Source organism: Glaciimonas sp. GG7 (assembly GCF_052976905.1).
Genome location: NZ_JBRIIQ010000110.1, coordinates 1 through 12,943 on the forward strand (window position 1 = coordinate 1; position 12,943 = coordinate 12,943).

General features: G+C 52.5%; 15 protein-coding genes. 13 read left to right on the forward strand and 2 right to left on the reverse strand.

Features of this window, described 5'->3' with window-relative positions:
• From ACVBEF_RS18155 to ACVBEF_RS18180, 6 genes are all read left to right on the forward strand, one after another.
• The coding region (locus ACVBEF_RS18155; RefSeq protein WP_447125328.1) for an STAS-like domain-containing protein at positions 1 to 747 on the forward strand (747 nt) is incomplete at its 5' end.
• A 216-nt stretch (positions 748 to 963) separates the two neighbouring features.
• Positions 964 to 1,233 carry a hypothetical protein gene (locus ACVBEF_RS18160; protein ID WP_447125329.1) on the forward strand — a complete coding sequence of 90 codons (270 nt, stop codon included), beginning with the start codon at positions 964 to 966 and terminating at the stop codon, positions 1,231 to 1,233.
• 276 nt (positions 1,234 to 1,509) lie between these two features.
• A complete protein-coding gene (gene phnC / locus ACVBEF_RS18165) occupies positions 1,510 to 2,355 on the forward strand; it encodes a phosphonate ABC transporter ATP-binding protein (protein ID WP_447125342.1) in 846 nt (281 codons plus the stop codon).
• 62 nt (positions 2,356 to 2,417) lie between these two features.
• The gene (gene phnD, locus ACVBEF_RS18170; RefSeq protein WP_447125330.1) at positions 2,418 to 3,395 is read left to right on the forward strand and encodes a phosphonate ABC transporter substrate-binding protein; all 978 of its coding nucleotides are present in this window, start codon (positions 2,418 to 2,420) and stop codon (positions 3,393 to 3,395) included.
• Positions 3,396 to 3,398: 3 nt separating this feature from the next.
• Positions 3,399 to 4,217 (forward strand): phosphonate ABC transporter, permease protein PhnE, encoded by an 819-nt coding sequence (gene phnE / locus ACVBEF_RS18175; RefSeq protein WP_447125331.1) that lies wholly within the window; start codon positions 3,399 to 3,401, stop codon positions 4,215 to 4,217.
• 54 nt (positions 4,218 to 4,271) lie between these two features.
• Positions 4,272 to 5,138, forward strand: coding sequence for a D-hexose-6-phosphate mutarotase (locus ACVBEF_RS18180; RefSeq protein WP_447125332.1), 867 nt, complete (start codon positions 4,272 to 4,274; stop codon positions 5,136 to 5,138).
• Here the strand turns inward: ACVBEF_RS18180 and phnN are convergent.
• Positions 5,116 to 6,447 carry a phosphonate metabolism protein/1,5-bisphosphokinase (PRPP-forming) PhnN gene (gene phnN / locus ACVBEF_RS18185; RefSeq protein WP_447125333.1) on the reverse strand — a complete coding sequence of 444 codons (1,332 nt, stop codon included), beginning with the start codon at positions 6,445 to 6,447 and terminating at the stop codon, positions 5,116 to 5,118. The genes ACVBEF_RS18180 and phnN overlap by 23 nt on opposite strands.
• Positions 6,448 to 6,580: 133 nt before the next feature.
• Here phnN and phnG point away from each other — a divergent pair, with 133 nt between their 5' ends.
• The 7 genes from phnG to ACVBEF_RS18220 are packed head-to-tail and all read left to right on the forward strand — an operon-like array spanning position 6,581 to position 12,403.
• Positions 6,581 to 7,057, forward strand: a complete 477-nt coding sequence (gene phnG, locus ACVBEF_RS18190) for a phosphonate C-P lyase system protein PhnG (RefSeq protein ID WP_447125334.1) — start codon at positions 6,581 to 6,583, stop codon at positions 7,055 to 7,057.
• Positions 7,054 to 7,653: a phosphonate C-P lyase system protein PhnH gene (gene phnH / locus ACVBEF_RS18195; RefSeq protein ID WP_447125335.1), complete on the forward strand. Its 600-nt coding sequence runs from the start codon at positions 7,054 to 7,056 to the stop codon at positions 7,651 to 7,653. Before phnG ends, phnH begins: the two co-directional genes overlap by 4 nt.
• A 14-nt stretch (positions 7,654 to 7,667) precedes the next feature.
• Entirely contained in the window at positions 7,668 to 8,837 is a 1,170-nt protein-coding gene (locus ACVBEF_RS18200; RefSeq protein WP_447125336.1) for a carbon-phosphorus lyase complex subunit PhnI, read from the forward strand.
• A complete protein-coding gene (locus ACVBEF_RS18205; protein ID WP_447125337.1) occupies positions 8,837 to 9,712 on the forward strand; it encodes an alpha-D-ribose 1-methylphosphonate 5-phosphate C-P-lyase PhnJ in 876 nt (291 codons plus the stop codon). Before ACVBEF_RS18200 ends, ACVBEF_RS18205 begins: the two co-directional genes overlap by 1 nt.
• Entirely contained in the window at positions 9,709 to 10,494 is a 786-nt protein-coding gene (gene phnK / locus ACVBEF_RS18210; protein ID WP_447125338.1) for a phosphonate C-P lyase system protein PhnK, read from the forward strand. The genes ACVBEF_RS18205 and phnK overlap by 4 nt, the downstream gene beginning before the upstream one ends.
• 9 nt (positions 10,495 to 10,503) lie before the next feature.
• Positions 10,504 to 11,235, forward strand: coding sequence for a phosphonate C-P lyase system protein PhnL (phnL, locus tag ACVBEF_RS18215; protein ID WP_447125339.1), 732 nt, complete (start codon positions 10,504 to 10,506; stop codon positions 11,233 to 11,235).
• A 34-nt stretch (positions 11,236 to 11,269) separates the two neighbouring features.
• Complete coding sequence (locus ACVBEF_RS18220) at positions 11,270 to 12,403, forward strand: alpha-D-ribose 1-methylphosphonate 5-triphosphate diphosphatase (protein ID WP_447125340.1); 1,134 nt, start codon at positions 11,270 to 11,272, stop codon at positions 12,401 to 12,403.
• A gap of 78 nt (positions 12,404 to 12,481) precedes the next feature.
• Here the strand turns inward: ACVBEF_RS18220 and ACVBEF_RS18225 are convergent.
• Positions 12,482 to 12,943, reverse strand: a 462-nt coding sequence (locus ACVBEF_RS18225; protein WP_447125341.1) for a methionyl-tRNA formyltransferase, incomplete at its 5' end; no start/stop codon positions are given.

Sequence of the window (12,943 nt, forward strand, 5' to 3'; positions counted from 1 at the left end):
GTCTCCGACTCAGTAGTTCTATGCCGAGTACCACGGACAAGCACGAATCGATCTGAAATGGTGAACAACGCAATCGACCATTCCGAGGCGGAGTCCGTGCTTGTGAAAATGACCAGGAACGCTCTGTTTTCCGAATGCACGGTATGCGATCTCGGAACCGGCATTTTTCTTAAAATTCAGCAAGCGTTGAATCTCTACGATACCCGTGAAGCAATTCTTGAACTAGCCAAAGGGAAGTTCACAACCGACCCTGCCAACCATTCAGGGGAGGGAATATTTTTTTCTTCGAAAATGTTCGATCGTTTCATGATTCTTTCAGATGGACTTTCCTTCGTACATCTTGACAATGACGGTCCTGATGTCCTTCTTACGCGGGAAGTTGCGATGAAGGGAACTCAGATCATCATGCGCCTCGATAACGACAGTACCCACACAACGAAAGAAATTTTCGATAAATTTGCTCTTCCGGAAGACTTTTCATTTGCAAAAACAATCGTCCCGGTAAAGCTGGCCCAACATGAGGGCGAGACGCTGGTTTCTCGTTCGCAGGCAAAGCGGCTGACCCGGAGGTTTGAACGTTTTCAAACCGTCATACTGGATTTTGACGGTGTTGCAGAAATCGGACAGGCTTTTGCAGACGAAGTTTTTCGCGTATTTGCCAATGCTCATCCGAGCCTGAGCATGGTTCCAATGGGGATGACAGATGCCGTCAAAGCGATGATTAAACGCGTGCAGAATCCGACATAGTTCTTAACCTCGCTGCAGAGACGGAGAAAATAATTCTGCAATCGTGTATAGGGAGGGAAATGCGGGGGAATGGTTGTTTTTTCAACATAAAGATGCCAATAAAAGTTAGTATTTTTGCTCCATTGCAATAACTTCTGAGTTGATTATAGTTTCTATGTTGCAACTTAATTCGCTATCAGCGGGTTGTTCAACATTAACTGTTTCAGGAGATGCAAAATGAACTTCAAACTTCAAACTTCAAAATTCCTAAAGAGTACATGTTGTGTAGCTGTCATGACTTTGGCAACATCTGGCATTGCAAATGCAAAAACCTGGACTTGCTACATAGAAACAGGACTGCTCGGGCTTATTACGCTTCCGGAAATTCAAGGCGATACTGTAAATGATGCAATGTTAGTAGTTAAAGACATCCTCACGCTGGTTCCAATAACTGGAACTGGAAGCAGCAGCATTGATGTTTATTGCATACCAGTCAAAGGTTCATAAAATCAAGTTGCGTTAAAAGAGGGGCGGCATTTCAATTGAGGCCCCTCGTCGCAGATTAACCCACATCCTGCATCATCACGCTCCACACTTTTTTGCCATATCCCTCATAACAAGACCGCCAGTACATATTCATTCTGTTGATTATCAGGATTTTCATTTCAACGTCATCAAACCGTCATCCAATTTTCATACGCCTGACATATTCAGTAGCGATACTTCGCCTACTCATGACGTGTAGTTTTATGCACGCAGCGTTTTGTTTCCTACCGATTGGTGATAAAAATGATGCTAGAAATTGATGGCTTGTCGAAAACTTTCCGAGGTGGTTTTAAGGCACTTAATCAGGTCAGCTTGTCTTTCAAATCGGGTGAAATGGTCGCCCTGATCGGCGCTTCCGGCTCTGGAAAATCGACCTTGCTACGGCATTTATCGGGCCTGATGGCAGCCGACGTCGGTGACGTCCACATCGATGGTCAGCCAGTTCAACAGAACGGCGTCATTAATCGCAACATCCGTGCTGTGCGCGCCAATGTCGGCTTTGTATTCCAGCAATTTAATCTGGTCGGCCGCTTGCCTGTCCTGACCAACGTATTGACAGGCGGCTTGTCGCGCATGCCGCTGTGGCGCAGTTGCTTCAAGCTATTTACCGCCGAAGAAAAAGCCTGGGGACTGGCGGCACTGGCACGGGTGGGGATTGCGGATCACGCTTACAAGCGCGCCTCAGCCTTATCCGGCGGCCAGCAACAGCGCGCCGCCATTGCGCGCAGCATTGTCCAAAAAGCCAAAATCGTCCTCGCCGATGAACCGATCGCATCACTAGACCCGGAGTCTGCACGACGCGTGATGCAAACGCTGGCCGACCTTAATCGCGAAGATGGCACCACCGTCATCGTCTCGCTGCATCAGGTGGATGTCGCTTTACGATTCTGCCGCCGCACCATCGCACTGAGCAAAGGCCACGTGGTGTATGACGGCCCGTCCAGTGCTTTAACCGAGCAAATGCTGCGCGAACTGTACGGCACGGAAGCCGAAGATATTTTAGGCGGCTCCAATACATTAACGCGTCCCAGAATCGACGTACCCACCATCTTCGATACCGCAAGTGCCATGGCTGCGGCCTGAAAATCAACTTGCTTACCAAGCTTAACAATCTCTCTAATCCACCTTCGATCAAGGTTCCTATCATGTTTAAAAAACTCATTTCCACCGCTGTCATGGCTTGCGCTGTGTTCGGTGCTTCATCTGTGCACGCGCAAGAGGCAGAAAAAGTCCTGAACTTCGGCATCATCTCCACCGAATCATCCAAAAATCTCAAGCAAGACTGGCAGCCAGTGTTGGATGAGCTCAGCAAAAAAATCGGCATGAAAGTCAACGGCTTCTTTGCCTCCGATTATGCCGGCATCATTGAGGGCATGCGTTTCGGTAAAGTCCAGATGGCGTGGTTTGGTAACAAATCAGCGATGGAAGCGGTAGACCGTGCCGGTGCCGAAGTGTTTGCGCGCGTCGTCAATCCAGACGGCTCGGAAGGCTATTTCAGCATGGTCGGTGTAAACAAAGACAGTCCGATCACCAGCATCGACGACCTGATCAAAAATGCGAAAACACTCAACTTCGGCATTGGTGACCCAAACTCAACTTCCGGATTCTTAGTCCCGAGTTACTATATTTTTGCCAAAAATAATCTGGACTCAAAGACCACATTCAAAACCATCCGCAGTGCCAATCATGAGTCGAATATTCTGGCCGTTGCCAACAAGCAAGTCGATGCAGCGGTGTTTGCGTCCGACACGATGGACCGTATTGTCGCCCGTCAGCCAGACATCGCCAGCAAAGTGCGCGTCATCTGGAAGTCCCCGCTGATCGCTGCCGATCCACTGGTATGGCGTAAAGATATGCCGACAGCGACCAAGGAAAAAATCAAAGATTTCTTCCTGAACTATGGTCGTACAGGACCGAATGTGGCCCAAGAAAAAGCACAATTGGAAAAGCTGCAATTTAGCGGTTTTAAAGAATCTAGCGATGCGCAACTGATGCCAGTGCGCCAGCTCGAATTATTCAAAGACAAAAATAAAATCGAAGCCGACACCACACTCAACGTCGATGAAAAGAAAGCCAAGCTAGACGACATCGAACGCAAATTGAACGCACTGGCAAAAGCATAAATAATGACCACGTTAGCGCCATCGAAAATGCACGCCGCTGCGGTTAAAACGGCACCGCCGATACCGCCTAAGCAGTCTGTAGGACGAAGTCTGTTTTGGGTCGTTCTGATGGCGATCTTGCTCGCCTCCTGGAAAGGCGCGGACATGCGGCCATGGGAGTTGCTGCGCGATAGCGGCAACATGGGAACCTACGCGTCGAGTTTTTTTCCACCGGATTTTCGTGATTGGAAAATCTATCTGGAAGAAATGCTGGTGACCGTGCAGATCGCGGTCTGGGGTACGGCGTTGGCGGTGGTCTGTGCGGTCCCGTGCGGTTTGCTGGCGTCATCGAATATTGCACCGCCGTGGATCAGCCAGCCGGTACGTCGCTTGATGGACGCCGCACGCGCCATCAATGAAATGGTGTTTGCGATGCTATTTGTGGTGGCCGTCGGACTAGGCCCCTTTGCCGGCGTCCTGGCGTTGTTTGTGGCCACCACCGGGACGCTATCGAAATTATTCTCAGAAGCCGTCGAGGCCATCGATCCGCAACCGGTTGAAGGCATACGCGCAACCGGTGCGCACGCGTTGGAAGAAATCGTCTTCGGGGTCTTGCCGCAAGTCATGCCGCTGTGGATTTCTTACGTGTTGTATCGCTTTGAAGCAAACGTGCGCTCAGCGACGGTTGTTGGCATGGTCGGCGCGGGCGGGATCGGCGTGATTTTGTGGGAAGTAATTCGCAGCTTTGAATATGCGCAAACCTGTGCTGTGCTGCTGATGATTATAGTGACGGTCACGGTGATTGATCTGGCCTCGTCGCGCTTGCGTAAATTGTTTATTTAAATAACGGTTGTTTGTATCATTTGAGTCCGACGACCAAGGCCGGAAACTGGTAAATTGCCATCACTATTAATGGCAGTACTAGGGCTAACGTTTATGGATATGGATCTGATCACCCTTACTTCGGCCGATGGGGCGCAAGTTAGCCTGTCGTTGCATGGCGCGCACGTTTGTTCCTGGCGCACCCCTGACGGCATCGAGCGTTTGTTTTTGAGTCCGCTGAGTCAGTTGGATGGCTCGGCGGCTATCCGTGGGGGTATTCCCGTCGTCTTTCCGCAGTTTGCCAACCGTGGAATGTTGCCCAAGCATGGCATTGCCCGTACTGCGCAATGGACCTTGGTTGCCTCAGAAGTACGTGAGAATGGCGATGGGTTTATGCATCTGACGATGCACGATTCGGCGCAAACGTTGCTGCAATTCCCCTATCGTTTTACGCTCGATCTGCAGGTCACATTTTCTGGCATCGTCTTAACTACCACCTTATCTGTGACCAATACCGATACGCAATCTTTCGATTTTGCGTGTGCTTTGCATACGTATTTTGCGGCGCAGATTGCTCAGGTATCGATTCGTGGACTGAGTACCTCACGTTATGAAAACAGCTTGAATAATGGTGATCTGCGCTTCGATGACAATAGCTTGCTGGGCATCCATGCCGAAGTCGATAGTCTGTTTTTTGGTGTAGAAGGCGCGGTTGAATTGATGACTGATGACAGCGTGGTGACGGTGCAACAAACTGGTTTTTCAGATGTGGTGGTCTGGAACCCGTGGGCGCATGGTAGCGCCGCGATTGCTGACTTGGAAGACGATGCATATCAACATTATGTTTGCATCGAATCCGCCGTCATCGAACATCCGATCACGCTGGCTGCGGGTGCGCAATGGCGCGGGCAGCAGCAACTTAGTGCTGTGTCGAAAAAATAGCCAGCAGTTGATGGCCCGCAACCTCAATCGGGCCACTGTTATCGATGTGCATCATGCCATCGCCATCGATTGTTTCTTCAGGGCTAAATTCGGCACTTCGTAACAAACGGCTTTCCAGCGCCGCGCCAGTTTCGCGTTGCCGCTTTTCTATGCGTTGCCGAATCAATTGCGCGTCGGCGGATATCCAAATAATCTGCGCTTGCGGAAATAATGCACGCAATTGCGGGATGTATTGGCGCGAGCCGTTAACGATGACATCGCAACCCGCTTTCAATGTCGCTTCGACCCCGCGCCGGATGCCGTAATGGGTATCGTTGGCTTGCCACGCCATGCTGAATTCATCCATTTCTGCGGCTTGAAAAAAGTCATCCCGGGTCATGCTTTCGTGCGCTTCACTGGCGTGTGCCGCACGCGTGACGCTGCGTTGTGCAAACACAATTCCGGCGCTCTCCGGCAATCGCGGTTGCACCCACTGCAATAGCGTATCTTTGCCTACGCCGGAGGGGCCGACCACAAAAAACAAGCGACCTTCGACCGGAACATGCATGGCGTCGTCCTGTTGCAAAACGGAATTTCTCAAAAAAGGAAAATGCTTCCACACCGTCATCGGCGCACCCGGTTCTGACTCTTTAAAAATGCTCAGGCCATCGATGATTAGCAGGGTTGTCAGTGCCTGCGCAAAACAGGTTTCGGCAGTTGCACGGATGGCGGCAACAGTGGCGTCATCGTATGTCGTCAATGCATGCGTCAAGGTTAAATGGAAACGATATTCCTCTTCGGTATAGGGATAGCCCCAGCGTGCATTGAGGGCAGTTTGACGCGGGGTCAGGTCAGCTTTCTGACGCTTTGCTAGTTCTGCCGCAGACGGTGCGGCTCTGAGTAAATCGAAATACGTGACACAACGCATCGCCAATGCACTGATCTGATCTTTGCTCAGCGGGTCCATCGTTTGCAGCGCCAAAAAATTCCCTAGTAGATGAATGCCAACCTCTTTTACTGGCAACGGTGTTTGCAAGAGGGAGAACGCTTGCGCCATGGCGACCAGATCGTTTTCGGAAAATCCTTGGGCCAATCGAAACGGTGCTTTGAGCGTGGCATGAAATCCATAACGACGCGCATCAGCTGTCAGCTGCTGGCATGCTAGCGGTGAGCATCCTGTGATCTCTGGTGGTGATGACGACACGTTCGTTGCCGCATCACGACCCAGCCAGCGACTGCCTGCGGTCCACCAGGCGGGGCTGGTTATCGGCGCAAAATAGAGCGCATAACGTGGGGCGGATGTTGCCGAATGGGATGTTGGATTGGTCATGGAAGTCGCGCTGGGAGAGGCATCAAATTCAAACAGGATAGCGTCCCATTGTTACCGCTTATTGACATTGATGCAGACATTATTTTCGTCCCGATGTCATCAAGATTTAACATTCCGATGTTTCAATGGAGGAATGGAATCTCAAATAAATACTGACACGCATCAGGCCCGTGCGGCTTGGATGTCGTTATTGGCGAAAGCCCCGGCTGCTGTTTTAAACGCGGCGGTAACTGACTATACCCACCAGCATGGCGCACTTCCTGCGCATGTCTGGTTGCGCCGCCCGGAGATGGGACTCGCCATGGTGCGTGCGCGGACTGGCGGGACGGGGCAGCAATTTAATCTTGGCGAAATGTCTGTCACGCGTTGTGCGTTGCGTTTGCCATCCGGGCACATGGGTGTGGCTTACGTCGCCGGGCGCGATGCGCAGCATGCCGAATGGGCTGCAGTGTTTGATGCCTTGCTACAAAGCGACGCCGCAGCGCAGGTTGCGCAAATAGTCTTGCAACCGGTAGCCCAAGCGCTGGCTGCGCAGCGTGCGTTGACCGAAGCGCGGGCCGCTGTGACCAAGGTTGATTTTATGACGATGGTCAGAGGAGAAAACGCATGAGTGCGCTCGCAGAAACGGCACTTTTACCCGCCTGGGACGACCCGGTGCACGATGCCCAATCGACCTTTCGCTCTGTCTTAAAAGCGTTGTCTGAGCCAGGGTTGATACACATAATCGCCTCCGATATGCAAAGCCCACCATCGTTGTTTTTATCGACTACCGCGCTCTGTCTGGCGCTGGCCGATATGGACACTGCGCTGTGGCTGGATCCGGGCGCGAACAACGCTGCGCTGCGGGCGTATCTGCGTTTTCATTGTGGCTGCCAGTTAGTTGAGGATGCGGCGCTGGCGACTTTTGCGGTGATCACTGATCCGCTGCAATTAACCGAACAATGGGAAAAATTTGCACGCGGGACGATGGAATATCCAGATCGTTCGACCACTGTTTTTGTGCAAGTACCGAGTTTGGTGGATGGCCCGCCGCGTAGGTTGTCTGGCCCTGGGATTGCACATCAGCGCGTCATTCACGTAGCGGGGTTGCCGGAGAATTTTGATGCGCTGTGGCAAACCAATACAGATGGATTTCCGCTCGGCATTGACGTGGTGTTTTGCCATGGATCAAGCATTCTTGGTTTGCCACGTACCACGCAGATTTAAACGGGAGTAAGGCTATGTATGTTGCAGTCAAAGGTGGCGAAAAAGCCATCGAAGAATCGTATCTGGCATTAGCGCGTGCGCGTCGTGGTGACCCCGCATTGCCGGAGCTGACAGTGGCGCAAATTCGTGAGCAAATGCCGTTGGCGGTGGCGCGCGTGATGACCGAAGGATCGCTGTATGACCGCGATCTGGCGGCACTGGCGATCAAGCAGGCCAGCGGTGATTTGATGGAGGCGATTTTTTTGTTGCGGGCGTATCGCACGACCTTGCCGCGATTGCTTTCAACGCTGCCTTTGGATACGGCAAAGATGGTGATTGAGCGCCGTATTTCAGGAACCTTTAAGGATGTCCCGGGCGGTCAGATTTTAGGTGCGACGTACGACTATACACAGCGCTTGCTGGATTTTTCATTGGCTGCGGAGGCGACGTTGCAAGTCGTTGGCGATAAGGTGCAAGCGCCAGAAGTTAAGACGGTATTGGCACAAGAAAATTATTCCACCATGCCACGCGTATTGGACTTTTTGAATGCCGAAGGATTGATCGAGCAGGATGTGATTCCAAAGGGCGATCCGGCACCGGGCGACTTGACACGGGACCCGTTGGCGTTTCCTGCGCAACGCGATATTCGGTTGCAAAACCTGGCGCGTGCGGATGAAGGATTCGTGTTGGCAATGGCCTATTCGACCCAACGCGGCTATGCCAACAGTCATCCGTTTGCGGGAGAAATACGGCATGGAAAAGTCAGCGTAGAGGTGATTCCCGAAGAGCTAGGTTTTGCCATCGAGATCGGCGACATTGAGATCACCGAGTGCCAGATGGTGAATCAGTTTTCGGGCTCGCATACCGAACCGGCGCGCTTCACGCGAGGCTACGGATTAACCTTCGGCTACAACGAGCGCAAGGTGATTGCGATGGGATTAATGGATCGTACCTTGCGTTGTCAAGAGCTGGGCGAAGAGGCGACATCCCCGGCGCAAATGGCTGAGTTTGTGTTGTACCACTCGGACAATGTAGAGGCGTCGGGCTTTTTGCAACATTTGAAGCTGCCGCATTATGTCGATTTTCAGGCGGAGCTCAATTTAATACGGGCGTTGCGCCGTCAATCTGCGGAGGTTGCCGAGGCGGCTGAGGCCGCAAAAATGACCACTACCGCGTCACATGTTGATGTACAGAAAGCCGCTTGATGAATACGACGACGGAACAATCACACGCACAAGCGGCCATGCAACCCGAGGCCGGTTATAACTTCGCGTATCTGGATGAACAAACCAAACGCATGATTCGTCGCGCTATTTTGAAAGCGGTGGCGATTCCCGGTTATCAGGTGCCGTTTGGCGGGCGTGAAATGCCGCTGCCTTACGGTTGGGGCACCGGCGGGATTCAGGTCACTGCTGCCGTGATCGGACGCACGGATGTGTTGAAGGTCATCGATCAGGGTTCCGACGATACGACTAACGCGGTCAATATCCGACGATTTTTTCGACGTACCACTGGTGTGGCGACGACTGAGAGAACGACGGAGGCGACCTTGATTCAGACCCGTCATCGAATTCCTGAGACGCCGTTGTCGGCGGATCAAATCATGATTTATCAAGTCCCGATTCCAGAGCCGCTACGCTGGCTGGAACCAAGCGAGCAGCAGACCCGCAAGCTGCACGCGATGGCCGACTACGGCTTGATGAGTGTGGAGTTGTATGAGGATATTGCGCGCATGGGCAAGATTGCGACGGCCTACGATTATCCGGTGATCGTCAACCATCGCTACATGATGCGGCCCTCGCCGATTCCTAAATTCGACAATCCAAAACTCGATCAGTGTCCGGCCTTGCAGCTCTTTGGCGCGGGACGTGAAAAGCGCATTTATGCCGTGCCGCCTTACACCTCGGTCAAGAGTCTGGATTTTGAAGACTATCCATTTGAGATCGAAAGCTGGGAGCAGAGTTGCAGTTTATGCGGCGCTGAGAATAGTTTTCTCGATGAAATGATTGTCGATGATGAGGGCGCACGTTTGTATGTGTGCAGCGATACCGATTATTGCCATCAGCGGGTGGCAGCATGATGTCTGCTTTGGCGACACCACTCTTAGCGGCTGAGAATCTGAGTCATCGCTTTGGTGATTTTTTGGCGTGCGACACGATTAATTTGCAACTGTATCCCGGTGAAGTGTTAGGGATAGTGGGCGAATCAGGATCGGGAAAAAGTACCTTGCTGAATTGTCTGGCGGGACATCTTGTGCCGAGTTCGGGACGCGTATTATTTTCGACCCGGCATGAAGGAATCGTCGATCTGTATCAAATCAGTGAAGCGCGTCGTCGGTTGTTGTCGCGTACCGATTGGGGCTTTGTGCATCAAAGCGCGCGCGATGGTTTGCGTGCGAATGTATCGGCTGGGGCTAATGTGGGTGAGCGCTTGATGGCGGTCGGTTCGCGCCATTACGGACAGATACGCGAAGAGGCCTTGCACTGGCTGGAGCGGGTCGAAATCGATGCAAATCGGATCGATGATTTGCCGCGCCATTTTTCAGGCGGGATGCAGCAGCGCTTGCAGATTGCACGCAACCTGGTGACCAAGCCACGGCTGATTTTTATGGATGAACCGACGGCGAGTCTGGACGTATCGGTGCAGGCACGATTGCTGGATTTGTTGCGCCAACTGGTGTCGCAATTGCACGTCGCAGCGGTCATCGTTACGCACGATCTGGCGGTGGCCCGATTGCTGGCGCATCGCTTGATGGTGATGCGCAACGGACAGGTTGTGGAGCACGGATTGACGGATCAGGTGCTGGATGATCCGCAGCATCCTTATACGCAATTGTTGGTGTCTTCCGTATTACAAGCTTAGGAAAACAAGATGACCGCATTAAGACGCATTGAAGTAAGGCAGCTTTCTAAAGAATTCATGCTGCATCTGCAAGGCGGTTTGCACATGCCGATTTTTTCGCAGGTTGACATGGATGTGGACGCCGGTGAGTGTGTGGTGATCCATGCGCCATCCGGCGCAGGCAAGAGTACATTGCTGCGTTGTCTGTATGCAAATTATCGGGCCAGTAGCGGCAGCGTCAAGATCCGTCACGCTATGCAAAATGGCACTGACTGGGTCGATTTGACGAACGCCTCGCCGCAGCAAATACACGCGGTACGACACACTACGTTAGGCTTTGTGACCCAGTTTTTGCGGGTCATTCCACGCATTACGACGCTCGATCTGGTGGCCGAGCCGTTGATCGTCAAAGGCATGGCAATTGACGAGGCGCAGGATCTGGCTAAAGGGTGGTTATCGCGATTAAAAATTCCTGCGCGGTTGTGGCACGTCCCACCAGCGACGTTTTCTGGCGGTGAGCAGCAAAGAGTGAATATTGCGCGTACGCTTATTAGCGATTTCCCGATATTGTTGCTGGATGAGCCAACAGCGTCGCTCGATGAAGGCAACCGCGATACAGTCATCGATATGATTCAGGAGGCCTGTGAACGTGGGACTGCCGTGGTGGGGATTTTTCATGACGAATATGTCCGTCGTGCGTTGGCAACGCGATTGTTTTCGCTTGCGGCGATACCATCGGTAGAATTGACTGAAGCCGATTGAATTGACGTTTCTCTTTGACTCTGAATGATCCTTCATGACCACTATTCCTACTATTAAAAACGCCCGTATCGTTACGGCGCAAGAGCAGTTTGTCGGCAGCCTATCGGTGGCCGCTGGTGTGATCGACAGCATATCGGCTGGCGCCTCACAGGTTGGCGAGGATTGGGAGGGCGATTATCTGATGCCCGGTCTGGTCGAGTTGCATACCGATAATCTTGAGAAGCATTTGATGCCGCGCCCAAAAGTGAACTGGCCGATATTGCCTGCTATTTTGGCGCATGACGCGCAGATTGCGGCGGCCGGGATTACTACCGTGCTCGACGCACTAGGCGTGGGCGATATCGATCCTGAAAGTGTGCGTAGTACTTTGCTGGCGTCGTGCGTTGTGAATTTGCAACGCGCTCGTGCTGCCGGTCTGTTGCGGGTGGATCACTATTTGCATTTGCGGCTGGAGTTGGCGGAAGAAAATTTGGAGGCAATGTTTTCACCATTTCTGAACGATCCGACCTTAAAGCTAGTCTCATTGATGGACCACACGCCCGGCCAGCGGCAGTGGACGGACATTAGCCAATATCGCATCTATACCACCGGCAAACGCGGATGGAGTAACGAGAAAGTCGATTCCATGCTGGAGGATTTGCTGGAGCGGCAAGTACGCTACGCCGATGATAATCGCCGCAAGATCGTCAATAATTGTCATAAGGTCTCCATGCCGATGGCGACCCACGATGACACCACCGCCGAGCATGTCACCGAAGGTGTCGCTGAAGGCATCAATATTTGCGAATTTCCGACCACGATGATTGCGGCGCACACCGCACGTCAGCACGGCCTGGGCATTATTATGGGCGCGCCGAATGTCGTGCGCGGCGGTTCGCATTCGGGCAATATTTCGGCCACTGAGTTGGCGCGTGCCGATTTGCTCGATGTGCTGTCATCGGACTATGTTCCGGCGAGCTTGCTGCATGCGGCTTTTTTGTTGCAAAAAGAGGGTTTCAGTTTGCCGAAAGCGATCAATACCGTCTCGCTCAATCCGGCGCGGATGATCGGGTTTACGGACCGTGGTGAAATTGCGCCGGGTCTGAAGGCAGATTTTTTACGGGTGCGTGTGGTCGATGATATTCCGGTGATTTTGCAGGTGTGGAAGAATGGGCAGCGGGTGATTTAGGTGGTCTGAGTTGGATAGCAAAACGGCGAACTCTTTGTTCGCCGTTTGGTTTTGCGAGATGGCTAGAACGATAGAGCGTTAATCAAAGCGCCCGTCAGCCATAGCAAAAGCCCGGATGAAATCGATCGCCGGTAAACGTTTCCCCCCCGGTTTTTGCAAGACGCTCAGTCGCAAAGCATCTTTGCCGCAGGCGACCAAAACGCCATTTTGCGCATCGGCGCTGATGATTTCGCCCGGGTTGTGATGGCCGTTGTGGGCCACAAATTGCGCCTCCCATATTTTTATCGTGACGCCGCCGAAGGTGCCGAATGCGCCCGGGAATGGATTAAACGCCCGAATTTTTCGCGCTAAGACATCGGCTTCCAGACCAAAATCCAACGCCGCTTCTTCTTTACTGATCTTGGCTGCGTAAGTGACGCCGACTTCCGGTTGCGGTGTTGCGCCCAGCGTGTTTTCTTCTAACATCCGTAGCGCGTCAACGATCATTTTGCCGCCGAGTTCGGCTAACTTGTCGTGCAAGCTACCGGTGCTGTCATCGGC